General features: G+C 36.1%; 22 protein-coding genes and 2 riboswitches. Of the genes, 12 read left to right on the forward strand and 10 right to left on the reverse strand.

Annotation, left to right across the window (positions count from 1 at the left end; translation table 11 throughout):
* Positions 1–146 precede the first annotated feature (146 nt).
* A riboswitch (cyclic di-AMP (ydaO/yuaA leader) is annotated at positions 147–293 on the forward strand.
* Positions 294–472: 179 nt separating this feature from the next.
* The 3 genes from ACIQ1H_RS13880 (at position 473) to ACIQ1H_RS13890 (ending at position 4624) form a co-directional block, all read left to right on the forward strand.
* Positions 473–2296, forward strand: coding sequence for an APC family permease (locus ACIQ1H_RS13880; protein ID WP_402889530.1), 1824 nt, complete (start codon positions 473–475; stop codon positions 2294–2296).
* 216 nt (positions 2297–2512) lie between these two features.
* Positions 2513–2614: riboswitch (purine riboswitch) on the forward strand.
* Between the two features lie 133 nt (positions 2615–2747).
* Positions 2748–3332 (forward strand): xanthine phosphoribosyltransferase, encoded by a 585-nt coding sequence (locus ACIQ1H_RS13885; RefSeq protein WP_173478827.1) that lies wholly within the window; start codon positions 2748–2750, stop codon positions 3330–3332.
* Positions 3332–4624, forward strand: coding sequence for a nucleobase:cation symporter-2 family protein (locus ACIQ1H_RS13890; protein WP_402889532.1), 1293 nt, complete (start codon positions 3332–3334; stop codon positions 4622–4624). The genes ACIQ1H_RS13885 and ACIQ1H_RS13890 overlap by 1 nt, the downstream gene beginning before the upstream one ends.
* A 352-nt stretch (positions 4625–4976) precedes the next feature.
* On the opposite strand, the gene ACIQ1H_RS13895 is transcribed toward ACIQ1H_RS13890, so the two are convergent.
* The 6 genes from ACIQ1H_RS13895 to ACIQ1H_RS13920 all read right to left on the reverse strand — a co-directional run bounded on the left by ACIQ1H_RS13895 (position 4977) and on the right by ACIQ1H_RS13920 (position 11923).
* Complete coding sequence (locus ACIQ1H_RS13895; RefSeq protein ID WP_402889534.1) at positions 4977–5954, reverse strand: DUF2268 domain-containing putative Zn-dependent protease; 978 nt, start codon at positions 5952–5954, stop codon at positions 4977–4979.
* 262 nt (positions 5955–6216) lie between these two features.
* Positions 6217–7035: an ABC transporter ATP-binding protein gene (locus tag ACIQ1H_RS13900; RefSeq protein WP_402889536.1), complete on the reverse strand. Its 819-nt coding sequence runs from the start codon at positions 7033–7035 to the stop codon at positions 6217–6219.
* A 1-nt stretch (position 7036) separates the two neighbouring features.
* Entirely contained in the window at positions 7037–8068 is a 1032-nt protein-coding gene (locus ACIQ1H_RS13905; RefSeq protein ID WP_173478824.1) for a FecCD family ABC transporter permease, read from the reverse strand.
* Positions 8065–9060 (reverse strand): FecCD family ABC transporter permease, encoded by a 996-nt coding sequence (locus ACIQ1H_RS13910; RefSeq protein WP_370635733.1) that lies wholly within the window; start codon positions 9058–9060, stop codon positions 8065–8067. Before ACIQ1H_RS13910 ends, ACIQ1H_RS13905 begins: the two co-directional genes overlap by 4 nt.
* Positions 9061–9097: 37 nt before the next feature.
* Positions 9098–10156 carry an iron-siderophore ABC transporter substrate-binding protein gene (locus ACIQ1H_RS13915; protein WP_402889539.1) on the reverse strand — a complete coding sequence of 353 codons (1059 nt, stop codon included), beginning with the start codon at positions 10154–10156 and terminating at the stop codon, positions 9098–9100.
* 384 nt (positions 10157–10540) lie between these two features.
* Positions 10541–11923, reverse strand: coding sequence for an aminotransferase-like domain-containing protein (locus ACIQ1H_RS13920; protein WP_402889541.1), 1383 nt, complete (start codon positions 11921–11923; stop codon positions 10541–10543).
* Between the two features lie 127 nt (positions 11924–12050).
* Between ACIQ1H_RS13920 and ACIQ1H_RS13925 the strand changes: the two genes are divergently transcribed.
* From ACIQ1H_RS13925 to ACIQ1H_RS13935, 3 genes are all read left to right on the forward strand, one after another.
* On the forward strand, positions 12051–12950 hold the full coding sequence (locus ACIQ1H_RS13925) for a DMT family transporter (protein WP_402889543.1): 900 nt from the start codon (positions 12051–12053) through the stop codon (positions 12948–12950).
* A gap of 31 nt (positions 12951–12981) precedes the next feature.
* Positions 12982–13830, forward strand: coding sequence for a D-amino-acid transaminase (gene dat, locus ACIQ1H_RS13930; RefSeq protein ID WP_402889544.1), 849 nt, complete (start codon positions 12982–12984; stop codon positions 13828–13830).
* 342 nt (positions 13831–14172) lie between these two features.
* Positions 14173–14745 (forward strand): YitT family protein, encoded by a 573-nt coding sequence (locus ACIQ1H_RS13935; protein ID WP_402889545.1) that lies wholly within the window; start codon positions 14173–14175, stop codon positions 14743–14745.
* A gap of 49 nt (positions 14746–14794) precedes the next feature.
* On the opposite strand, the gene ACIQ1H_RS13940 is transcribed toward ACIQ1H_RS13935, so the two are convergent.
* From ACIQ1H_RS13940 to ACIQ1H_RS13955, 4 genes are all read right to left on the reverse strand, one after another.
* The gene (locus tag ACIQ1H_RS13940) at positions 14795–15670 is read right to left on the reverse strand and encodes a DMT family transporter (protein ID WP_402889547.1); all 876 of its coding nucleotides are present in this window, start codon (positions 15668–15670) and stop codon (positions 14795–14797) included.
* 107 nt (positions 15671–15777) lie between these two features.
* Positions 15778–16935 carry a PucR family transcriptional regulator ligand-binding domain-containing protein gene (locus tag ACIQ1H_RS13945; protein WP_402889548.1) on the reverse strand — a complete coding sequence of 386 codons (1158 nt, stop codon included), beginning with the start codon at positions 16933–16935 and terminating at the stop codon, positions 15778–15780.
* A gap of 133 nt (positions 16936–17068) precedes the next feature.
* Positions 17069–18487, reverse strand: a complete 1419-nt coding sequence (locus tag ACIQ1H_RS13950; RefSeq protein ID WP_402889549.1) for an amidase — start codon at positions 18485–18487, stop codon at positions 17069–17071.
* A complete protein-coding gene (locus ACIQ1H_RS13955; protein ID WP_139860532.1) occupies positions 18477–18662 on the reverse strand; it encodes a hypothetical protein in 186 nt (61 codons plus the stop codon). Before ACIQ1H_RS13955 ends, ACIQ1H_RS13950 begins: the two co-directional genes overlap by 11 nt.
* Positions 18663–19081: 419 nt before the next feature.
* Here ACIQ1H_RS13955 and ACIQ1H_RS13960 point away from each other — a divergent pair, with 419 nt between their 5' ends.
* The 6 genes from ACIQ1H_RS13960 (at position 19082) to ACIQ1H_RS13985 (ending at position 24616) form a co-directional block, all read left to right on the forward strand.
* Positions 19082–19975, forward strand: coding sequence for an EAL domain-containing protein (locus tag ACIQ1H_RS13960; RefSeq protein ID WP_402889551.1), 894 nt, complete (start codon positions 19082–19084; stop codon positions 19973–19975).
* Complete coding sequence (locus ACIQ1H_RS13965) at positions 19941–20891, forward strand: GGDEF domain-containing protein (RefSeq protein WP_402889553.1); 951 nt, start codon at positions 19941–19943, stop codon at positions 20889–20891. Before ACIQ1H_RS13960 ends, ACIQ1H_RS13965 begins: the two co-directional genes overlap by 35 nt.
* A 332-nt stretch (positions 20892–21223) precedes the next feature.
* Positions 21224–21580 carry a DUF3221 domain-containing protein gene (locus tag ACIQ1H_RS13970; protein ID WP_402889554.1) on the forward strand — a complete coding sequence of 119 codons (357 nt, stop codon included), beginning with the start codon at positions 21224–21226 and terminating at the stop codon, positions 21578–21580.
* Positions 21581–21672: 92 nt separating this feature from the next.
* Positions 21673–22245 carry a hypothetical protein gene (locus tag ACIQ1H_RS13975; RefSeq protein WP_402889555.1) on the forward strand — a complete coding sequence of 191 codons (573 nt, stop codon included), beginning with the start codon at positions 21673–21675 and terminating at the stop codon, positions 22243–22245.
* A 477-nt stretch (positions 22246–22722) separates the two neighbouring features.
* Positions 22723–23646, forward strand: a complete 924-nt coding sequence (locus tag ACIQ1H_RS13980; RefSeq protein WP_402889556.1) for a hypothetical protein — start codon at positions 22723–22725, stop codon at positions 23644–23646.
* A gap of 631 nt (positions 23647–24277) precedes the next feature.
* Positions 24278–24616, forward strand: coding sequence for a hypothetical protein (locus ACIQ1H_RS13985; protein WP_402889557.1), 339 nt, complete (start codon positions 24278–24280; stop codon positions 24614–24616).
* Positions 24617–24662 lie beyond the last annotated feature (46 nt).

Raw genomic sequence — 24662 nt, forward strand, 5'->3', positions numbered from 1 at the left:
AACGCCGATAAACCACGCCGAAACGCCGATAAACCACTGATATAAGCTTGTCCATGTGGATATAAAAAAATTTACGAAAAGCGGGCAATATCTTCTTTACTTTTTTTATTTACAGGCGTAATATGACATCATTATAAAAGTTTCAAATTTCTAAATCGCTGAAGCAATTAAACGCGGGGGACCCAATTTTGATGGATTGTGCAAACAATTCTTGGGGTGAATCTCTTTTTGAAGAGTAGGGCTACTCAGGCCCGAATCCGACAGCTAACCTCGTAAGCGTTAAGAGCAGAAAAGTTGGAGCTTGTCAGACGTTAGAGCGTCTACAAGTCGTATTTAGTGATGACTTGTAGACGTTTTTTTTGATGGCATTCTATACAAAAAAGCCCCAGTAGATAGAAAGAGACCGATTATGCGAAGGTGTAATCGATTTAGAAATGCGAAACACATTCTATGAATCTAGAAGGTGTAAAGGATGAAAAATTCATTCAAACGTTATGTTATCGGTAAACCATTGAAATCCGATGCATTGGGGGAACAAAAGCTAAGTAAAACAAAGGCTTTGGCCATATTATCATCTGATGCTTTATCATCAGTGGCATACGGTCCAGAGCAAATTTTAATTGTCCTGATGACTGTCAGTACGGTTGCCTTTTGGTATTCGTTACCGATAGCAGCAGGGGTAGTGGTGCTGCTTGTGGCACTCACTTTATCGTATCGACAAGTTATTTTCGCTTATCCACACGGTGGTGGGGCATATGTCGTGTCCCGCGAAAATTTAGGTGTGAATGCAGGACTTGTAGCGGGTGGTTCATTACTCGTTGATTATATTTTAACTGTGGCAGTTAGTGTTTCAGCAGGGACAGATGCTATTACTTCAGCATTCCCAAGTTTGCATGCCTATAACGTTCCAATTGCTGTGTTTTTTGTTATTTGTTTAACGATATTAAATTTACGAGGGGTTACTGAATCAGCTTCTATTTTAGCGTATCCAGTTTATTTATTTGTCGTTGTCATGTTATTGCTTATCGGCATGGGGATCTATAATGTAGCAACGGGGCAAGTGCCAGCAGATTTACATCCTAAAATTGGGACGCCTGTTGCGGGCATTAGTTTGTTTTTATTACTAAAGGCATTCGCCTCAGGAAGCTCAGCATTAACAGGTGTAGAGGCAATATCGAATGCCATTCCAAATTTCAAAAGTCCTGCCCCCGTTAATGCAGCAAAAACGCTATTAGCGATGGGGAGTATTTTAGCAGTACTGTTTATTGGCATTGTCAGTCTAGCTTATTTCTACGGAGTCGCTCCGAATGCCCAAGCAACAGTCGTCTCTCAAATTGCTGAAGCGAGTGTTGGACGTAATGGATTTTATTATATTGTGCAAGGAACAACAGCGATGATTTTAGTGCTCGCTGCGAATACAGGCTATTCTGCCTTTCCGTTACTGGCAGTCAATTTATCGAAAGACGGCTTTATTCCAAGAATATTTCAAATTCGTGGAGATCGACTTGGCTATTCCAATGGGATTATGATGCTCGGGCTAGCTGCTATTGTGCTCATTATTTTGTTTGATGGTACAACAGAGCAGTTAATTCCACTCTATGCTGTAGGTGTATTTATACCATTTACATTAGCGCAATCTGGCATGATGCGAAAATGGTGGCGTGAAAAACCTAATGGCTGGGGAATGAAATTTGTTATCAATACAATAGGGGCAGTTATTTCCTTTGTAGTAGCAATGATGTTTTTTGTCACAAAGCTACCCCAAGTATGGCCGGTATTTATCTTTTTACCGCTTATTATTTGGATGTTTCATCGCATTAAGCATCATTACAACGCAGTGGGGGAACAACTACGACTTAATGGTGAAGCATTACCGAAAGTAGAGGGAAATGTCTTTGTCGTACCTGTTGCGGGAATTACAAAAGTGGTGGAAAATTCACTGCATTATGCACAATCTTTAAATGTTGATAAAATAATTGCCTTTTATGTAGCATTCGATCAAGCAGATGCAAAAGCCTTTGAGGACAAATGGAAGGCGTGGCAGCCAGATGTGCGACTTGTCACTTACTATTCGCCATATCGTAGCATCACGCAGCCTTTGAAAAAATTTATCGATAAGGTGGAACACCAATATGCGAAAACTGACTACCAAGTAACAGTGGTTATTCCACAGTTTTTACCGAAGAAAGGTTGGCAGCATATGCTACACAATCAATCGAGTCTATTAATTCGAACATCGCTGTTATTTCACAAAAATGTCGTCATTATGACTGTACCTTTCCATTTATCGAAATAATGACTAGCAAGGTCTAAAATAGTCTGATATAATCAGAGCATTGATTGAAAACACGAACGTTTACGCAAAAAAAATGCGTAAATACCATTAAATTCCGAAAATTCAAACTTTTTTCAGTAGCAGATATTAGCATCTGCCGAATGAAGTGCTGCACCAGCTTATTATGCATATTCATATTGAAATTATAAAAATGGATATTTATAATAAGGAAGTTCATACAGCTTAATACTATCCACTCATATAATAGCGAGAATATGGCTCGTAAGTTTCTACCGATTTACCGTAAATGAATCGACTATGGGTAGCATTGTTTTAGAAAAATCATACTTGAGATGATGTTTTCTATTTATTTCGACGTTTATGCGCTGAATGCCTTGCTCCACTCGTAGATGAATGGAATCAAAGTATTTAGCGCTCTTTTTATTACTTTAAGAAAGAAGGAAAAATAGCAATGAAGTTATTACACGACAAAATTAAGCAGGAAGGTAAAGTATTATCTTCTTCTGTATTAAAAGTTGACACTTTTTTAAACCACCAAATCGATCCACTACTTATGAAAGAGATTGGACATGAATTTGCAAATCGCTTCTCTGATGACATTATTACGAAAGTATTAACAATTGAGTCTTCAGGTATTGCGCCATCTGTATTTCTAGGGCTTGAAATCGGGGCACCAGTTGTATTTGCACGTAAACGTAAATCTTTAACATTATCAGACAATCTGTATTCTTCAAAAGTACATTCTTTCACAAAAAACGAAACAAATGAAATTTCAGTATCTTGTAATTTCTTAAATAAAGATGACAATATTTTAATCGTTGACGATTTCTTAGCAAATGGTGAAGCGGTAAAAGGCTTACTTGATATTGCAGCACAAGCAGGCGCAAATGTCATTGGTGTCGGCATTGTTATTGAGAAAGGCTTCCAAGATGGCGGTAAATTATTACGTGAGCAAGGTATTCGTGTAGAATCATTAGCAATTGTGGATTCTTTAGAAGACGGTAAAGTAACGTTTGCCACGGAGGATCGTGCATAATGAATGCCTTTAAGTCAACTACGCTAGCTATTCAACATTTACTTGCCATGTATGCAGGCGCTATTTTAGTACCGCTTATTATCGGTGGGGCTTTAGGTTTTGATTCAAAGCAAATGACTTATTTAGTAGCAATTGACATAATGATGTGTGGTATCGCAACATTACTTCAAGTGTATTCAGGCAAATTTATCGGTATCGGTTTACCAGTAGTTCTAGGCTGTACTTTTACAGCGGTTAGTCCAATTATTGCAATTGGGACAAACCCTGAACAAGGCATTACAGATATTTATGGTTCTATCATTGCATCAGGTTTAATTGTAATGGTTATCGCAGGCTTCTTCGGTAAGCTTGTGAAATTTTTCCCGCCAGTTGTAACAGGTTCTGTCGTATCAATTATTGGTATTTCTTTATTACCAGTTGCATTAAATAATATGGCAGGTGGTCAAGGTGCAGCAGATTTCGCATCTGGTTCCAATGTTGCTTTAGCTTTTATTACACTAGTCATTATTTTAGTCGTTTATCGCTTTACAACAGGCTTTGCTCGTGCAATTTCAATTTTAATTGGATTAGTTGTAGGGACGGTGTTAGGTGGATTTATGGGTAAAGTGGATTTCACGCCCGTTTCAGATGCTGGTGTATTCCACATGGTGCAACCATTCTATTTTGGAATGCCAACATTTGATGCAACAGCGATTCTAACAATGACGCTTGTAGCAATGGTTTCTTTAGTAGAATCTTCAGGTGTTTATTTTGCACTTAGCGATATTTGCAATAAAAAACTAGATTCAAAAGATTTAGCACGTGGTTATCGTTCAGAAGGACTTGCTTCTGTTATCGGCGGTATTTTCAATGCCTTCCCGTACACAACATTCTCGCAAAACGTGGGACTTACGCGTATGTCAGGTGTAAAAGATCGCAAAGTCATTTACCTAACAGGTGCCTTCCTTGTAGCACTTGGCTTCTTACCAAAAATCGCAGCACTCACAACAATTATTCCAACACCAGTACTTGGTGCGGCCATGTTGGCGATGTTCGGTATGGTTATTACACAAGGTATGGGCATGCTAGTACCTGTGATGAATGAATCTGCGGAAAACGCGATGATTGCAGCGATTGCTGTCGGTCTTGGTGTCGGTGTATCAGTAGTACCTGATATTTTCGCATCACTTCCAGCAGGCGTAGCCATTTTAACGTCTAACGGTATCGTATGTGGTTCTGTAACAGCGATTATCTTAAACATCTTATTCAACATGATTGGGCCAAAGCATAAAAATGACCCGATGCATGGGTAATAGTTAAATAAACGTCCATGGAAAATGGACAACACAATGCCACCTTCTTTATCTAGTAACTTAGATTGAGAAGGTGGCATTTTTTATGTTAAATGAGTATAGGCTGTTCAATAATTCAACTTTTAGGGTAAGGGAAATTCAGTAAAAACTATGTACATTAAAGGCACAAAGCAACCAAATTCTTTTAGACATTAATCTGAATTTGAAGGTTAAAACTAAAAATGCTCAGTGTTACAATCTGAGCGTTTTTGCTTGCTGTTTACATAATTTATTTGTTGTATTTAATGCACTTTAGTAAGTTATCATCGTTTACTCTTCAAAAATGGAGCCCATTAAACTCGTATACTCGAAGTTATTTGTAGTGTTCCAGGTATTTCCCTTTTTCAAATATTTCTTGGGCACTTAATGCTGTCCAATCTTCTGGGGTTTTATCAGGATTCAAATCAAGATAGGATTTCACCATCTTGTAGCCTTCACTGTAACCGTAAGCATATGGTAACCCTTTTCCGCCATATAAAATTTCTAATGTGCGATTAACATCATATTTATTTAAATCAGGTTCAACTTTAGACCATAATTTCTTGTCGTAAGTCAAAGTCGCTGATGTATAACCGTAATCTGGGTAAACGGACTTTTTAAACATCTCAGCTTTTCCTTCAAAGACTACATTATCCAAAATAGAAGCCCAGTCATCCTTCCTGAAATATTTTTCTGCCCAAACGCTGTGATGGTATTCATGGGCAACAGTTAATTTTATACTATCATTCATTTCACTTGGATAGGGGAGGATAATTTTCCCTGCACCAACTGTGATCGGCGTCAAATAAGAACTGGAGTAAGGGAATACGCAAACTGCTACATCACTTTGAGAGGGTAGTAGGTCTGCGGATTTTAATAGAGATTCTTGAATGATTTGATTGATTTCGATTTTACGAGTGTCCATCTTATCACTTATCACTTGTAAATCTGTTAATCCAGTAGGAGCCGTATTAAGAATGGTTTCTGCCATATGAAAGTATTCCCCATTTTCAAAGCAATCCTTGTAGATGGGTTGAATGATTTCTTTATTATATAGTTCCAAGGTTTCTGAGGATGAAAGATTCGGATTATCTTTGACCTTTTCAATATACGGAGCAAACAGTTGATTAACATGAATGATTTTGTACTTTTGTTTGGTCTGAGGGTGTTCAAATGCAAAGACAAACTCTTTGTAATCTATTTTTTGCTCTTTCTCGGGAATATTTCCACCTTTTTCAGTTTGTATGCAGGAAGTAAGCATCAATAGTAATATACATAAAATAAATAAGTTCCCTATTTTAAATTTCAACATTTCCCTCCTTGATAAAAGTTAATAATTATTTATAATTCCAATTATAAACTATAATACCATGTTTAATTAGGGTTTAAGAAAAGCATTTTATGTACTTTTAGCGTGAATTTCCTTTTAAGTCTTTAGAGACAAGACAAGGGAAATTGAACAGGAGTCTTATTCCCGTTCAATTTCCCTTGTCTTGAAGAATTGATGGCGTATACAGCCGCTCAATTCACTGATTGCAATTAGTATAATTGCTGTTCAGTAAGCTTGGCCTTGTTTAAAGAGCTATTTTATCCATTTGGTTGTGGTGTCGTCCAATTGGCACGACTGAAGGCGAATTTGATACAGGATCTTCGATAACCATACAGTCTAGTGCGAATATATCTTTAATTAAGGCATTTGTAATAATGTCAGATGGGGTACCTTCTGCTACTAGCATCCCTTCATGTAGGGCGAAAATATAATCTGCATAACGTGCTGATAAGTTAATATCGTGTAGCACCATGACAATCGTCGTGCCATACTTACGATTTAAATCTGTCAGTAAATCTAAAATTTCTACTTGGTACGTAATGTCTAAATACGTAGTAGGCTCATCTAAAAATAAAATATCCGTTTGCTGCGCTAATGCCATGGCAATCCATACACGCTGTCTTTGACCACCTGATAATTCATCAATATGACGGTCAGCAAATTCCGTAATGTTCATCATTTCCATTGCTTCTGCTACAGCCTCATAATCTTTTTTTGACCACCCTTTTAAAAAACTATGATGAGGAAATCTACCTCTGCCAACTAAATCCGCAACAGTAATTCCCTCTGGAACGATAGGTGATTGTGGTAATAAACCTAGTACTTTAGCAAGCTTCTTCGGAGGCATTTTTTGAATCGGTTGCCCATCTAACGTCACTTGCCCTGAAGTCGGTTTAATTAATCGTGCCATCGTTTTTAATAGCGTAGATTTCCCACAACCGTTTGCACCAATAAAAATACTAATTTTATTGCTAGGAATCGTTACACTCACGTCTTGTAAAATTGTTTTATTTTCGTAACCAGCAGTAATTTGTTCCGCTCGAAATGTATGTGTTGGCTTCATATTATAAATCTCCTTTTCGATTGATACGAATTAATAAATAAATTAAATAAGGTGCACCGATAATCCCTGTAATGACGCCAACAGGATATCTGGTATCAAATGCGAACTGACCTATTAAATCTGCGGCTAATACTAAAATAACCCCAACCAAGCCAGCAGGAACGATACTCGAAAAGCCTACACCAACAATTTTCTTGGCAATTGGACCTGCTAGAAATGCAACAAATGCAATCGGACCAGCAGCTGCTGTAGCCAGCGCAATCATTAAAACCGAGCTAAGTAAAAGCACTAATCTCGTTTTGTTCGTATCAACACCAAGTGATGTTGCAGCTTGTTCACCTAGCTCTAATATTTCTAATCTACTAGCAAAATAAATAACAATCGGTGTACAAATACAAACCGTGATGATTAACGGATAAAGGTTCTCCATTTTTGCACCATTTAAACTGCCGCTTAACCAACGCATAGCTGAAGGGATGTCATGCGTATTACCAATGACCATTAAGTAAGAAATAAAAGCATTTAACATCGCTTGAATACCGATACCAATTAAAATTAAACGACCAATTGAGAACGAGCTACTTTTCGACAATAGAAAAATAATGATAGCTGTTAAAAGTCCGCCAATGACAGATGCAATGGATACGAATGCATTGCTTGCATGCAGGACGATAATGCAAAAGACAGCAGCAGCACTAGATCCAGCTGTAATCCCAATGACGTTAGGATTAGCCAAAGGATTTCGTAACATCGTTTGGAAAACGTATCCGCCAGCACCAAATGCAAAGCCTGCAAATAGTCCGACGATCATTCGTGGTAATCTAATTGTTCCTACAGCAAAGGATGCACCTTTGACATCCTCACCTAATAGAACGGCTACAACATCCTTTAATGGATAAATTGTATTGCCAAGCATAAGCATCAAACCCATAAGTATAAGAGAAATAACTGTTAGCAAACACGTCATCAGTAGGAAACGACGTTTTCGTTTCATTCTAGAGTTATAAATGGAAATTACTGTATCATTCATCATAATGCACGCATTTTCGCTTTCATTGTAATTAAAATTAATAGGGGAGCTCCAATGAAGGCCGTAACAATACCTACTTCAAGCTCACTCGGACTCCCTAATAGTCTTCCGCATACATCAGCAATCGTTAAAATAATTGCCCCAGCTAGTGCAGAAAGCGGAATAACATAACGTACGTCAGGACCGATAATTAATCGAATTAAATGAGTCGCCAACAATCCGATAAACCCGATTGGTCCTGCTAACGCCGTTGCTACACCGCATAATAAAACGCCACCAAATGAAGCGAAAAGGCGGATTGTCCCAGTTTTTACACCTAAGCCAGTCGCCACTTCATCTCCTAGTGCTAGCGCATTTAATGCAGGTGCAGAGAAGATAGCTATACCAAGACCAATTATTAAAAACGGAATAAACAAGGTGATATTATCCCAACTGCCTGAACCTACACTGCCAACTTGCCAAAATCTAAATTGATCCATAACATTTGTACGTGGAATCATAACAGCCACTACGAGCGATGATAATATGGCACTTGTAGCAGCACCTGCTAAGACGAGCTTGATTGGTGTCGCTCCTCCACTACCAAGGGAACCAACCGTAAATACAAAAATAGCGGTAATCATTGCACCCACTATTGCCAGCCAAATATATTGATGTGCAGAACTAATATTGAAAAAGGCAATCCCACATACCACGAATAAAGATGCCCCTGTATTTACGCCTAATATACTTGGATCCGCAATAGGATTACGCGTTACAGACTGCATTAAGGCTCCTGAAACACCTAAAGCAGCACCACACATAAAGCAAAAAATCGTTCGAACAATTCTTTGTCGAACAACATTTGCTTCATGAGAAGCAACTTCTGAATGGAATAAACCATCCAGAAGTTGCGTCCAAGTAATCATCCGAGAACCAAATACAAGCGATGCAATTACACTAAGGCAAAGTAATATTGAAAGCAAAATGATAAGCTTACCAAAGTTACGTGGCATCAATACATGCTTATTTTCTGAAACGGATGTATTCATATTATTTCAGCTTTTTCGCAACATCAGAGATTAATGATAAATACTCGTCAATTGTATATTGAATTGATAGAGGGTTTGGGTTACCTGCTGCTGCTAATGGTGTATTATCAGTGATTACTACTACTGACCCGTTTTGGATTGCTGGCACTTTTCCTAAAATTGGATCAGCTTGTAAAGCAGCTAATGTTTTATCGTCACCATAAGTGATAAAAATTTCAGCATCCTTTAAAGCATCTGCATTTTCAGCACTTAATTCAATATAGAAGCTAGATTTATCGGTAATTTGATCTTGAATACTTTGTGGATATTCCATACCTAATTCCTCTAAAAACTCCCCACGAGGATCTGCTTCTGTATAAATATAAAACTTAGAAAGGTCTGTTGCATTGAACATAGCAAATGCAGCTTTTTTACCTTTTAATTCTGGTTTTTCACTTGCCTTTGTAGCAATTAACTTTTCTGTATCAGCAATTAATTGTTTACCTTCTTTTTCCATACCCATACCTTTTGCATTGTATAGAATTTGGTCACGCCATGAAATTACCCAAGGAATTTCTGGGTATGCCACAACGGGTGCAATTTGACTTAATGTATCGTAGTCTTCTTGTGTAATTCCTGAATAAGCAGCTAAAATTACATCTGGATTTGAGTCAGAAATTGCCTCAAAATCTAAGCCATCAGTATCTTGGTATATATTTGGATTTGTTTCTCCTAATTCTTTTAACTTATCAGCTGTCCATGGTAGCATGCCACTATCATCTTGTACGCCATAGTTTGCAGCCGAAAAGCCCACTGGTACAACATCAAGCGCTAATGCGACATCATGGTTTGCCCATGCAATCGTTGCAACACGCTCAGGTTTTTTTTCAATCACAGTTTCCCCGAATGCATGTTTAATGACGATCGGATACTGTGAATCAGAAGTCTCTGAATCTGATTTTTCTGTAGAATCTTTTGAATCTGTAGACGCAGACTCTTTATCAGCACATCCAGCTAAAGCAAAAGAAAAAACTGCTATTAATAACATTGCAAATAATGAATAAAATCGCTTTGAATTCATGTTAGAATTACACTCCTATTAAGAAAATAATTGATAATGATTATCACTATCGCTTGTAGTATATAACCAATACCTACATATTTCAATAGTTTATTTTTTTTATTCAAAATTTCGAATACTAAGCATTTTTCTTATCCTTGTATTTTAGTAGATTCTTTGTGAGCTGTTGCCTTAAATATTGATTGATAAAATAAGCGATGAGTTGTTTGAAGTGAGCCGATGCAGAAAGAAGATGCAGTTCGAATCTGAAAAATAGAGGCTTTCATGTCAAAAAAATAACGAGAAAATTTAAAAGCAAAAAAACTCATGTATGTGCACCTTGAAACGGCATGGACAAATTAAATCTTGCCCTCCCTGTATATAAAAAACAGGGAGGGTAGTTTGTTATACGTTTTGATGTAACAAGGTTTTTGGTGCTTGGCGATGCTTCCTACTGTTAATTAAATCGATGCAATGAGCCAATCGTTCAATACCGAGTTTTATTTGGCTTTCATGCACTTGAGAAATACATAATCGTAAAATATTGTCCTTTTTAAATTCGGGTAAAAACATTCTAGAGGCATCATCCACATAGATTTGTTGCTCTTGTAACATATGAACGATTTGTTTGGCAGTCACATTTTCCGGTAAAAAGATAGATAAATAAAAACCTGAAGTCGGCTTCGAAAAATAAGTATTAGCAGGAAGTAATAAATCACATGCTTCTTGCAGCATTTGCATTTTATTACGATATAGTTCTTTAATTTTTTTGAGATGACTCTGAAACATCCCATTTTTTAAATAGATTTCTAATGCACCTTGAGATAAGGCAGGGCTATTAAAATCTGAACTAAATTTATAGCGTAAAAAACTGTTAACCATTCGTTCAGGCAGCACGACCGTTGCAATTCTTAAGCCAGGAAGGAATACCTTTGAGAAGCTCTTAATATAAATTACCCTTCCTGACGGAGCAAAAGAAAACATAGGGTCTGCCTTCATGTTTGGATCTAGATCGCCTAAAAAATCATCTTCTACGATATATACATCGTATTTTTCTGCTAATTCCACAATTTTTTTCTTCTCGCTATTTGTATAACAGTGACCAAGTGGATTATGAAATCTTGGTATAACATAAAAGAACTTTATGTCATGATTGCGAAAAATATACTCCAAACGTTCGAGGTCGATGCCTTCCATCGTTAAGTCAATACCGAAAGCAGTAACTTGATGTAAATCAATGGATTCAATTATCCCAAAATAGCTAGGTTGTTCGATTAGAATGTTGCTTCTGCCATTTGGAAAGGGCATCGTAACAAATAAATTTAGCGCTTGCTGTGAGCCTGAAACGACAACTAATCTTTCTGGTTTGGTGAATACCTGTAAACTTTGCAAATAGGTCGCTAGTTGAACGCGTAATGAATACAGACCTTGCTGATCTGAGTATGTAAACAGTTCTTCTTTATAATGTTCGATAGCTTGATTCATGCAATGTTGAAAGTCAACGTAGGGTAGTGCATTAATATCAGGACCAGCAGAATAGAAATCAATAAATTTTTGTGCATGCTCATTGGATTGAAATTCATTGACTACATAGTAACCACTTTTAGGAATTGCATAAATCACATGCTGTTGTTCTAATTCTGCATAAGCCCTAATAACCGTATTTTTACTACAAGAAAATTGCTCAGATAAATGTCTAACCGAAGGAAGCTTACAGCCTGCGTAGAGTTTTCCTATTGCCAATTGCCCTTTCACTTCCTCAATGATTTGCATATATTTTGAACCCATCGTTCCATCCCCCCCCTTATCTGTACCATGACAGATGGATAAAAAAGCTGTTTATTTCTTATATGTGTACCTATTAATATTTGATTATACCAGAAGCTGGTACAGATGAAGAAAGGGGAGTGGCTGCATGCAAGGAGAGAATAGAGGGAAGCTCGGTTTGCTCTTAGGATTAGTAGGTGTAATTTGCTTTAGCTTAACACTTCCTTTTACAAGTATTGCTGTAGCTTATTTTGGAGCGACTGTCGTAGGGCTAGGAAGGACTGTTGTTGCCGCTATTGTAGTTGCTGTTGTTTTTATTTTAAAAAAGCAACAACTTCCTACTCTTCGCCAATTTAAAAGTCTTCTGATTGTTGCTATAGGCGTCGTTTTTGCTTTTCCACTACTTACATCTTGGGCAATGGGCTCCTTGCCCGTATCCCATGGGGCTGTGGAATTAGCTTTATTACCTTTAGCTACAGCGGGATTTGCTATGTTTAGAGCAGGTGAAAAGCCATCTTTAAAATTTTGGATATCGAGTGTAATTGGCTCATTAGCTGTTATTGGATATGCCATTTATCTCGGACTCGGACAATTACAATTTGCCGACTTTGCTTTACTGGCAGCAGTTATTATACTCGGACTTAGTTACGCAGAAGGAGGCCTATTGGCGAAAGAGTTGGGAAGCTGGCAAGTGATTGCATGGGCAATAATGATGGGTGCTCCATTTTTTATCGTTCCAGTTGTACTTAATTTTTCAGCTGACATGCTTCATGCACCATTACAAGCTTGGTTTAGCTTTATGTATCTCGCAATAGTTAGTCAGTTTCTTGCATATGTCGCTTGGTATAGTGGAATGGCGATAGGCGGGATAGCAAGGGTAAGTCAAATCCAATATTTACAGCCGTTTTTAATGATATTAGTTGCCACTGTATTTCTAGATGAAACCATTACTTGGTTCACTCTTATGATAGCGGTAATTGTTGTTATTACTGTTTTAGTAGGAAAAAACGCCCCAGTATCCAAAAGAGGCGAAAGGTTAGACAATTAAAATAACGATTGTAAGAAATGGAGAGACACAAATGGGTTATAGTTTATGGAACGATCGAATTGTATTAGATAAGGAAGTTATTATTGACCGCGAGGATCGTGGTTACCAATTTGGTGACGGCGTATATGAAGTAATTAAAGTTTATGATGGTATCGTGTTTACATTAAATGAACATCTTGAACGTTTTTACACAAGTGCAGAAAAAATTAAGCTAATGATTCCTTATAAAAAAGATAAATTATTTATGTTATTACGTGAGCTTGTGCAAAAAAATAATATAGGCACAGGTCATATTTATCTTCAAATTACACGAGGGAGTGGTTCACGCCAGCATCATTTTCCTGAAAATATGACGCCTGTATTAGTAGCGAATGTTAAAGAAAATCCTCGTCCGCTAGCAAATTTCGAAAACGGGGTAAAGGCAACGATTTTAGAAGATATTCGTTGGTTACGTTGCGATATTAAAACATTGAACTTACTTGGCCCTGTATTAGCAAAACAAGAGGCATATGAAAAAGGCTGTTATGAGGCTATTTTGCATCGCAATGGAGTGGTGACAGAGGGGGCTTCTTCAAATGTTCATGGTATTTTAGACGGTGTACTATATACACACCAAGTGGATAATATGATTTTAAATGGTATTACTCGCAGTGTCTTACTAGCGTGTGCTAAAGAAATTGGTCTGCCAGTAAAAGAACAAGCGTTTACTTTAGAGCAGTTAACTGCAATGACTGAAGTCATTATTACATCTACAACATCTGAAATTACACCTGTTATTGAGATTGACGATTATGTATTCGGTACAGGAAAGCCAGGGGAATGGACACGAAAACTTCAACAGCAATTTAATGCAAAAATTTCTGAGCTTGTTCGTTCGTAATCAACGGTAATGTTAATAGTCCATGACAAGAAAGAGGCGGTATCCTGCTATTTTGGATAGTGTCTCTTTTTACGTTTAGACAATGTAGCTTTTCCGTATAGCATATGACAAGCCAGTCATCCCGTTGCTGTTTTTAGCGTTCGAAGCGGCAGGCAGCACGCTCTACAACAGTTCTCGCAACTGTCTACATAAGTACATGCTGAATACCCATTGTAGTACAACTACAAGTCATTCGGAACTGCATGTGAAAAAAAAAGTATTTTCACATAGAGTAAAGTCTAAAACATGTTCAATTCAATTTTTTCATACTATAAGACATGCTTTGTTTGTGAGGGGGGTTGTATGTTTTTTCTGAAGAAGGGCTTGGTCATCATAATAGGTAGTATTTGTATTTCTTTAGGCATTAACCTATTTTTAACACCCTATCAAATATTAGATGGGGGCGTAGTAGGGGTAGCGCTCATTTTGTACTATTTATATAAACTAAAAATTGGGCTAATGATTATATTATTAAGCATTCCGATATTTATCATCGCTTGGTTTAAATACAGAGCTTATTTTTACAATAGTGTGCATGGGTTAATTGCCTCGTCTTTTATCATTGACCTTTTGAAGCCTTTAAGAAATTTGATTCAAATCGATGCCATTTATAGTGCGATATTAGGAGGAGTTTTAGTTGGTTTTGGTATCGGTTTAATGCTTCGATTCCAGACAAGCACTGGTGGGACAGATCTTGTAGCGCAATTTTTATGTGATAAAACAGGTATAAATGTAGGGGTACTTATTTTTTTTATTGATTCAATCGTTATTGTATTAGGAGGGCTTCTTTTGTCTTCAAATACATTAATCCTTTCGATTATTACAGTATTAGTAGTCGGTATTACTACAAGTATGATAACCAGCTATTCAAAATAAAAAAATAGCTTCAGTATCAACTGAAACTATTTATGGGGGAGCTTTATGGTCAGCTATTCATTATTCGTTTTTTTGGATAGGCGGGCTTCACTTCAGCAATTAAAATAGCTAGTAAAATTAATACTGCCCCTATTACCATTCGGCTTGTTAGTACTTCATGTAAAAATATTACCGATAACACCATACCGAAAAAGGACTCTGTAGACAGGATAATGGCTGCTTTTGTTGCAGAGGTATATTGATTGGCCACGTTTTGAAAAAGATAAGCAATAGTAGTTGAAAAAATACCTAAATAAATGAGTGAATAGATAGCTTCTTTTTCAAGGGAAGCGGGAATATCACCTCGACTTACGACGACCAAAATACCTATAACAGATGCTGTAATAAATTGAATAATTGTTAGAGCGATTGCATCTTCTTTCTGTACAAAAAGGTTTGTACAAAAAATGTCAAAAGCAAAGGCAACGGCACAAGCTAGAGAAAGTGCATCGCCTAAATTCATCGTGAAGGAACCTTGTAATGATAAACAGCCAATTCCGATAAGCGCTACGATAGAGCCGATGATTTCGTAGCCATCGATACGACGTTTATAGACAGCATAGGCAATAAGCGGAACGACAATTACATTGACAGCAGTTAAAAATGCATTTTTAGAGGGAGTCGTATATTGTAAACCAACAGTTTGAAGTGCAAAAGCAATATATAATATCGTTCCTAGTACAACGCCTTTCCAAATAACTGATTTTGTTGCTTTTTTTAATTTGTATCCAAAAATGGCAGTTAGTATAATTGATGCTAATAAAAATCTTCCTGCCATCACTTGATAAGCAGTTAAATATTCTAGTGCAATGGCTGTTATAACAAATCCACTGCCCCAAACGATAGCAGTTGTCAGTAGCATGCCATCAGCTATGTATTGTTTCATCTTTCTTCCTCCTTGCTTCATTAAGAATAGCATGAGAAGAAAGGAAATAATTTGACTTTGATTCTAAAATTTCAGGCGTTTTTTTGTACTTATTCCAAAGCTAATCTTTAATCTGCTATTTTGCTATGTAATAAGTACAATTTAACGGCTGCTGATAAACGTTCATAAAATACATAATCATTATCTAACGGTGCTACTAATTGGCGTATTTTTGTCATGCGATAGCGTATCGTATTTGGATGGCAAAAGTGGGCTACCGCTACTTCTTTAATGTTACCCTTTTTGGAGATATACGTGATGGCCGTGTTGATTAAATCTGCATCTGCTTTTTCATCAAGTAATGGTCCAAGGTAGCCATTTACATAGTTTCTAGCGAACTGTGGATCTTTTCGATGTAATTCTAAAAGTAGAATATCTGATCCAAGATGCTTGTAGTGACAAGTAGGGGTCAGTTCAATTTCAGCCATAATACGAGCGAAGTAAGCTTCACGCACAGCAAGGTGAAATTCAGTTTGTGTGGCATGTACTTGGCTATAACCAACAATCAGCTTGTCTGTTGAAATATCATATAATGTGAGCCATTCATTAAGAAATTTCTCAAATTGAAACTGCTCTGATTGATTTGTCACTAAAATGAAGATGCTATTTTTATATTTACAAATAACTCCTGATTTTAATAGTGGCTCTAATTGTAAAAATGGTTGCATCCACTGGGGATTTGTTAATGACTGCATTTGTAGATTGGCTACGAATAGATATTTTTCAAACGGCTTGTTCAATTGCTGTAAAAAAGATGTAATTTGTTCATCAGAAACTTCTTCATTAATAAGACGTTTCATAATCGTTTCTAAAAAGAATGTATAATCTTGTGTCTTTGCGTATGCCATCGTTTCTAAAATGATTTTTTCGAAAAATTCATCTCCCCCAAAGCGTAATATAGGGAAATGGTGTGCATTTGCTAAAGCGATTACCTCCTCGGGTAAATCATTATAAATAACAGGCTTATAGGCTAAGGCACTAGCTTTTAACTGAATAAGGCTTTTCACAGCATTTAAAAGATACTCGGGTTGTTGTTTTGCAAATAATAAACTGCTGAGAATTACACTATTTGGGGTGAATATCGTTTCGCGAACCGTTTCTATATCAGGCGAAAATTCAAAATCTAGAATTTCAACATTTTGGACAGGTTTATGTAAACCGTTGCTACCTGCAACTACTGTAAAATCCTTTGTAATAGGCAATTGCAAAAAGTTTTTTACGTTCATTAGGGAATCTAGCAACCTTTCCAGTAATTTATTATTAAGTATCGTACCATCATTTTAGGATAAATGAATATAGTTGTTGACTTTTATTTGCAATGAAAAAAATAACCGCCCACGAATGGACGGCTATATATGTTTAAATGTTAGCAAAAAGATTAGGCTTTCTATTTTTTAATGGATTTGTTTGTTCAATCGCATAGCCTACATTTAAAATACGACCTTCTTTAAATGCTGGTCCAATAATTTGTAAGCCAATTGGTAAATTGCCTTTAAATCCACATGGAACAGAAAGGGCAGGTAAACCAGTTAAGTTACTTGGACCTGTGAAACGAATAATGTTGTCGATTAAGTCGACTTTTTCCCCATTCAGGTCTGCAAAGTCATCACCAATCGTATTTGCAACAATCGGTAATGTCGGTGAAATTAAAACATCTACTTGATTAAATATTTGTGTAAACTCTTGTTTAATTTGTCTACGTACTTGTTGAGCTTGTAAATAATCAACTGCCGACGGTAATTCACCTAGTTCAAATAACAGACGAATATCATCACCGAAATCCTGTGGTCTCTTTTGTAAATCGGAGTGATGGATAGCAGACGCCTCCGAAAGAGACGTTACAAGCTCTGCCCACTCTGCATATTGCAAGGATGGGATTTTAACAACTTCGACCTTTGCCCCTTGATCTACTAGATTTTGAATACTCGCACGAACCGCACGTTCAACATCTGAGTCAACGCGGTTAAAGAAATAATCCTCATTCACACCAATGACTAAATCTTTGACATTGCCAGAAAGCTGATTTACATAATTATCTACTTGTACATCTACACATGTAGGGTCTCTATGATCGAAGCCTGAAATAATCTCAAGCATAACTGCTGCGTCTTTTACCGTTTTTGTCATAGGACCAATATGATCTAAACTCCAAGCAAGCGGATAACATCCATATTTACTTACACGCCCATGTGTAGGTTTTAAGCCAACAATACCACAAGCTGAAGAAGGAATGCGGATAGAGCCTGCTGTATCTGTTCCCAATGAGGCTACACTAGCACCGGCTGCTACTGCTGCTCCTGAACCACCACTTGAGCCGCCAGGAATTTTATCAAGATCCCATGGGTTACGTACAGGTCCATAATGAGGATTATTATTTGTAATGCCCCATGCGTATTCATGCATACTTAATTTCCCTGTGAAAATCACACCTGCTTCCCGAAGCTTTTCAACAACAGTCGCATCATAATTTGAGACAAAATCTTTATGAATCTTTGAAGACATCGTCGTTATTTTATCTTTAAAGTATAAATTATCTTTTAGTGCCATTGGAATTCCGTGGTACATTCCTCGGTAATGGCCATTTAAAATTTCTTGCTCTGCCAATTTGGCATTTTCTATAGCCTCTTCTTTATAAAAGGCCATGTAAGAATTAATTTTTGGTTGGCTTTCTTCAGCAAAGGTCAAAATTTCTTTCGTCAATTCGACAGGAGAAAGTGTTTTGTTTTCGATTAATGGCGCCAATTCTTCTACAGATTTCAAATGTAAATCAGTTTTCAATGTGGTCACCTCCAGGTATATTGCGAATAGCAATATCCGCATCATCAATTGCAATGCCTTCTAAATTGCTGCGAAGTGATTGCATACTTTCCCACCGTGTTTTGAGTAGTTCAAGGTGTTCAGATTTTGCTGTAATTCCTTTGTTCTCCAATAATTGTTGAATAGACAAACTCATTAACATGATCCTCCCTTGAAAAGTAATTTATCTCAATAGGTTGTCCTATAAAGACCAAAGAAAAAATAAATCATCTACTAGTAAACTAAATTTTCAGAAAAGAAAGAAAAATACCACTATTATAATCATAAATTATCAAAAATATTTGTCAATTAAAACGAGAGTGCCAGTCACCCAAACAATTCTGAATTTTGACAGTTTGAAAGTGCCAGTCACTCAAACAATTTGGATAACCAAGTAAAAATCTACGAAGACTCCTGCGTGCCCGCGGAAAGCGCATTAGATTTTTACGAATTAGGAGGTACGCAGTAGTTTTAAATGTGGCTGACAAAATTACTTTGTTCTTTTTACACTGACTTCACAGCACATTTACAAAGAAAGCTTACAATAGTACTAATAACCAATTTAAGAGGTGCGAAATGGAGTCTGCTGTGAGACAAAACGTAAAAACAAACAGTTTCTTTTTATATTTAAATCATTTATATGAACAGCATCAAAACAATACTTTATATATAAAACGGTTAAAGACATTGAAAAAAATTATCGAAACTAAAGATTTACATACCTTTTTTCAACCAATAATGAACTTACAAACAAAAGAAACAATGGGTTTTGAGGCTTTGAATCGACCGACACCTTCCGATTTGTTTAGTAGTGTCGATCAATTTTATGAATTTGTAGGGCAAACAGACTGCGTGTTTTTATTTGAATGCTTTTGTCGTAACCTTTCATTGCAACGTTTCAAAGAGCGTCTCCATGGAGAATTATTGAATAAAGATTATATGCTCTTTCTTAATATCCATCCGAACGTATTACTAGATAAAAAATATAATAGTGGTGAGACATTACAACTGTTAAAAGAGCTAGGCATTAAGCCGCAGCAAGTAGTATTTGAGTTAACTGAGCGTAGTGCAGTGTTAGATTTTGTGGAGTTTGAAAGAGTATTATCACATTATCGATCACAGGGCTATCGTATTGCGGTGGATGATATGGGATCTGGCTACAATAGCTTGAAAACACTTATCTATTTAAAGCCCGAATTTATTAAATTGGATCGCTCATTAATTCAATTTATCGATAAAAACAGTGAACAGCAGCAGCTTGTTACTTTACTTATGACATACGCTGAGCAAGCAGAAACGAAAATTATTGCAGAAGGCATTGAACGGCAAGAGGAGCTCAATTATTTACAAGAAATTGGCATCCATTATGCACAAGGATATGCGATAGGGAAGCCATCAAAAGACATACATTTTGGGGAAATAAGGGTGGATGACTATGCAGATAGGGGAAGTCATAGAAAACGTTCTTAGTATTGATGAATTTGTAAAAAATAAAGAAGTAGATTTACTTTTTACGAGCAACCCATCATTGCGCAGTGTTGTTGTTGTAAGAGATGGAAAACCAATTGGACATATTACACGCACACATTTCTATCAAAAAATTGGTACACGTTACGGTTATAATTTATTTATGGGTCGGCAAAATCAACTCATCATGAAAGACAATCCTCTAATTGTAGAGAGTAATACACCTATTATTGAGGTCAGTACGGAGGCAATGGACCGACGAGCAGAGGACCTATATGATGATGTCATTGTCATTAAAAAAGGTCTATATTTGGGTGTGGTTAGTATTAGAGAACTGCTGTTAAAGCTCGTAGAGACACAAGTAGCGATTGCAAGCTTTTTAAATCCTCTGACAAGCTTACCTGGCAATAAATTAATAGAAGAAAAACTTGAAAAGGCATTACAACTTGAAAAATATAGCCTTATTTATTTTGATTTAGATCATTTCAAAACATATAACGACACCTATGGTTTTAATAGAGGAGATAAGATTTTGCTCTATTTAACAGATATCCTCAATAGAAACATTACTGGCATAGAAGATTTTTTAGGACATATAGGTGGCGATGATTTTGTGGCAATTCTCCCACATTATGAAGTAGCAAGCATTTGCCAAACGATTATTGAAGAGTTTGATGCCCAAATAATTGATTTTTATGAGCTAGAAGATTTGGTGCAATTACAAGTTTTGAATAGAGTGGGGAAATTAGAGCGTTTTACATGTACATCATTATCTATAGCTGTTATTACAAATGAATATCAACAATTTACTTCTGTCGATCATTTGTCAGATGCAGTAACACGTTTAAAAAAAGAATGTAAAAAAATTTATGGAAGCTGTTTTTTAATTAATGATAAAAAAACTTACCTCGTGCACTAATTTTATTATCTATAATTATTTTAACAATAACACAATATAATGTTACACATTATGATTGTTCAAGACGGAACCCAAAAAGGTTTCGTCTTTTTATTTTATTAGCACTTATTAAATGGTAACTTTAATGAGATTTTTAAGATTGTTCATTTTTAAACTTTGATTATCAAGGATTTCTTCTTATTCCACAATCGGGCCATATTATTGAATAACGTTTTTTTAAGATATGTAACCAAACGGCGCTTGGTAAACTTTATTTATATACTAAATTTGTTTAACATAAGTCGTAAACAAACTATTACATAAAGACTAATTCAATAGGGAGGGAATTATTATTGAAAAAATTACTAGCTTTATTTATAGCATTGAGTTTCCTAGTAGTTGGTTGTGGACAAGAAGAAACAAATTTGGAACAACAAGACGGAATTATTGTAGATATAAAGGAGCATCCAGATGGGAGAAATCAAATATTGGTTGTACCAAATACTCTTGATGAAGAAATTTCTAATAAGAAGCTGGATGAATTAATAAAGCTTGCACAGGAAAAGGGAGGAGCATATTATAGTTTTGAAATTGGTAAGTATGAAGAATTAGAAGTAGGAGCCCACGTAATTGTATTTTGGAGTGGACTCCAATTAGATTCTAATCCCCCTCAACGCGGATTAGAAAAGGTAGAGATAATATCAAAATAACTAACAAATTAAATATATCTTAGTTCATTATATGGTTTTAAAATAAAGCTGTTTTCTCAAAGATTGTTGCTTTTGCAATAGAGGACAGTAAAATGAATAAGGATAACACATACATACTTTGGAAGGTGAACGGATTGATAACCAAAGCAGAAATAATAGAACAGCCATATTCAGGACAGTTCAAAGAGAGGATTTATGGTATTTCAAATTCGTGGAACTCTCAAGATTGCACTTGGATCAAATTTGAAGATGAGAATTATAATGAATGGTGTGGTCAATTTGAAGGGGCACATCAAGCGGTTGCATTATCTAGTAAGCATAATAAGATTCTAGTTGCTACTTTTGATTATCTATTTCAAATTGATTGTGTAAGTGGTGAAATGACTGATTATGAACCAACAAACACATATAAAGATTTAACAGTAACACCCTTTGGAGATTTTATCATTGCTGATTATTACCATATCGAGATAATAAGGGAGTCTATTAACGATAGAAAACTCTTAGATATTCCGATACAAATGGATATGATTAAATTTAATGGTTGGTCAGAAAATAAGCTATCTATTAGTTGCGAGGAACTGGGAGTCGTGGACAGTAAAGTAGAGCTAGAACTTGATGCAACGACATTCGAAATAAATATTCTTTCTAGGATTTACAAATAATAAAAGCCAGAGTTTACTTTACAAGTACCTATTTTGTAGATTAACTCTGGTTTTCTGTTGTGTTGTATCCTATTCTTTATAGGAGCAACAATCTTTGAGAAAACAGCCTAAAATAAAGTCGTACCGCTTGTAAAAAAGATGTACCGTTTTGAATAAAGTTATACTGTTCGCAAAAAGGTTGCACCGTTTAAACCCTTTGGATTACTATGTGTCCAAAGTATTAATTAAATGGAAAACAGTATTCAATAAACGGGCGCTTTCCTTGAATAAGGAAAGTGCTTTTTTCATTAAAGGGCCAGATTGTTGAGTAACAATCTATTAAGAAATGTTACTTAACGACGATTTCGGTGTATTTTAAATAGTGGTAAAATTTTCTTGTTAGAGTTAATTAATGTTTTAATGAAAAAGAAATAAAATCATTATTACTTCAATTCTTTTTGCGTATGCAAACTATCGAGGAAAGGTTGCTGAAAGAAAATGAAATCAATACTCAAAATACTTATGAATCCAATAGCTAATCTGAACGAAGAGTTGAAACAAATGATGCCTCTTTCGATTGCACTTGGACATGAAAACGATGTATTTGTCCTACTGAAGGAAGAGCAAATTCCACTAATCGATGGTTGTTTCCCTGAAACCGTTACGGAACAAAGCTATAGATATCAAGTCATTCATCTAAAAGATGGACAAAAGAAAGTACTAGATTTGCCGAACGAGACATGGAATTATCATTACATACAGCCGATTGATGACGGACAATTTCTGCTTGTATGCGCACGGTCGTATTACCATGATGCGCAAAACATTGAAGAAAACGCACGTGTCTATGATGAAAATGGGCGTTTCATCCGATCATTTTGTTTAGGGGATGGTATTGGGCATGTGTACGTAACAAAGAATCAAGAGATTTGGACAGGGTACTTTGATGAAGGAGTTTTCGGCAATTACGGCTGGAAGGATCCAGTTGGCCGCAGCGGGCTAGTTGGCTGGGACGCCTCGGGTGCTAAATTGGATTCGCTTGAAGAAGATAAGGAATATTTTATTTTTGAGTGTTTGGCGTTGAATGGTGTAGCAGATGGAGGAATTTGGTTTTTCTTTAGCCTAGATTCGAATATTGGCGTACGGAAAGAAGGTCTCACATCGTATTATTCACCCGAAGATATTTATTTTCAGGCGTTTGCGGTGAACGGGGAGACGATCGTTGCATACCGAGGCAGAGGAGAACGTACACTCTTTGAGTTACATCGTGAAGGTAATGAATATAAGACTGTCCGTAAAATCGAGCTGATGAGGACGGATGGTAAGCCTTTCGAACCGCAATTAGTGAATAACCGTGAGAGTAAGTTGCTATTTTTGGAAGGGGATGAGCTGTATATGTATGAAGCGAAATCTGGTGTATGACGATTTGAGTGGTAAGGAATATAGATTTAGTATCGCTCAGTTAAAGAGACGATTTATTGCTTAAAAACAGCAGTGCAACTATCTTGGCTCTTCGCATTTGTGAGCTACTATTGAATAAGCACTTCTGTCTAAGTTCATTAAAACGTTATAAAGTATACAAAATCATTCAAATTAACTTTCCCAAATAAAAGTATTGGACACAGAAGACCAATCTACAACAATCTGGCCCGATTCTGTAATAAGGATCAGCACTCGTGATCTTTAAAGGGCCATTTAATTGAAGAAGGAAATTGTTGTAATTAGAAAATTTAACCATGCTGTATCGTTAATATTAATCATTCAATATCTATTTTACAGAATATTTAGAAGGAGCTTTAACACTTTGGTGGAAAATAAAGGGATATTAAACGAAGTGAGCAAGGCGTAGAAATTACTGTTTTCGTTGATAAAAATAAATTTATAGAGTTTTGGTATTGGAATGATCAAGTGCAAGAAATTCTTTTTGGTTATATTGGAATTAACTAAATTTCATAATTGGCTTATTCAACAATAAGGAATGTGCTTTTCGCCATTAAAGGGCAATAAGCACTTGGTTATTTTTCAAAAGAAAATAATAGATGGAGGTACTCATTTGAAGAGGCTATTATTAGGATTAGTTGTTATAACCATAATGATTTTTTTATACATATACAAGTCACCGATTATGAGTTCAGGAGAAGCGATCATCAAGGCAGAAGAAATTTTACAAAATCCACCCAAGGAGTGGAGAAATACAATTTCTTATTTAGATTTAAAAGAGATTCAAATGGATAATATCAACGTATTTTTATATCCGAAAAATGGATTGTTGAACGAATTAACAAACAGAAAACAATGGGAAGTAAGAATAGAATATAATGGTATTGAACCCACAGTTGTTATAGATGCTCATACAGGTAGTTTAATTAATATATATGGACCGATGAATTGAGAAGTTTCATTTATTTAATCATTGAAGGTATATCTAAACTAAATAA

The sequence above is a fragment of the Lysinibacillus sp. NPDC097279 genome, from assembly GCF_044761745.1.
Taxonomy (GTDB): Bacteria; Bacillota; Bacilli; order Bacillales_A; family Planococcaceae; genus Lysinibacillus.

Excerpts from the sequence above, each read along its gene's own strand:
- ACIQ1H_RS13885 (WP_173478827.1), top strand. The coding sequence starts at position 2,748 with ATGAAGTTATTACACGACAAAATTAAGCAGGAAGGTAAAGTATTATCT.
- ACIQ1H_RS13960 (WP_402889551.1), top strand. The coding sequence starts at position 19,082 with ATGGAGTCTGCTGTGAGACAAAACGTAAAAACAAACAGTTTCTTTTTA.
- ACIQ1H_RS13880 (WP_402889530.1), top strand. The coding sequence starts at position 473 with ATGAAAAATTCATTCAAACGTTATGTTATCGGTAAACCATTGAAATCC.
- ACIQ1H_RS13905 (WP_173478824.1), bottom strand. The coding sequence starts at position 8,068 with ATGATGAATGATACAGTAATTTCCATTTATAACTCTAGAATGAAACGA.
- ACIQ1H_RS13945 (WP_402889548.1), bottom strand. The coding sequence starts at position 16,935 with ATGAACGTAAAAAACTTTTTGCAATTGCCTATTACAAAGGATTTTACA.
- ACIQ1H_RS13900 (WP_402889536.1), bottom strand. The coding sequence starts at position 7,035 with ATGAAGCCAACACATACATTTCGAGCGGAACAAATTACTGCTGGTTAC.
- ACIQ1H_RS13980 (WP_402889556.1), top strand. The coding sequence starts at position 22,723 with ATGAAATCAATACTCAAAATACTTATGAATCCAATAGCTAATCTGAAC.
- ACIQ1H_RS13915 (WP_402889539.1), bottom strand. The coding sequence starts at position 10,156 with ATGAATTCAAAGCGATTTTATTCATTATTTGCAATGTTATTAATAGCA.
- ACIQ1H_RS13890 (WP_402889532.1), top strand. The coding sequence starts at position 3,332 with ATGAATGCCTTTAAGTCAACTACGCTAGCTATTCAACATTTACTTGCC.
- ACIQ1H_RS13910 (WP_370635733.1), bottom strand. The coding sequence starts at position 9,060 with ATGCCACGTAACTTTGGTAAGCTTATCATTTTGCTTTCAATATTACTT.
- ACIQ1H_RS13895 (WP_402889534.1), bottom strand. The coding sequence starts at position 5,954 with ATGTTGAAATTTAAAATAGGGAACTTATTTATTTTATGTATATTACTA.
- ACIQ1H_RS13965 (WP_402889553.1), top strand. The coding sequence starts at position 19,941 with ATGCAGATAGGGGAAGTCATAGAAAACGTTCTTAGTATTGATGAATTT.
- ACIQ1H_RS13925 (WP_402889543.1), top strand. The coding sequence starts at position 12,051 with ATGCAAGGAGAGAATAGAGGGAAGCTCGGTTTGCTCTTAGGATTAGTA.
- ACIQ1H_RS13955 (WP_139860532.1), bottom strand. The coding sequence starts at position 18,662 with ATGAGTTTGTCTATTCAACAATTATTGGAGAACAAAGGAATTACAGCA.
- ACIQ1H_RS13920 (WP_402889541.1), bottom strand. The coding sequence starts at position 11,923 with ATGGGTTCAAAATATATGCAAATCATTGAGGAAGTGAAAGGGCAATTG.
- dat (WP_402889544.1), top strand. The coding sequence starts at position 12,982 with ATGGGTTATAGTTTATGGAACGATCGAATTGTATTAGATAAGGAAGTT.
- ACIQ1H_RS13940 (WP_402889547.1), bottom strand. The coding sequence starts at position 15,670 with ATGAAACAATACATAGCTGATGGCATGCTACTGACAACTGCTATCGTT.
- ACIQ1H_RS13975 (WP_402889555.1), top strand. The coding sequence starts at position 21,673 with ATGAATAAGGATAACACATACATACTTTGGAAGGTGAACGGATTGATA.
- ACIQ1H_RS13935 (WP_402889545.1), top strand. The coding sequence starts at position 14,173 with ATGTTTTTTCTGAAGAAGGGCTTGGTCATCATAATAGGTAGTATTTGT.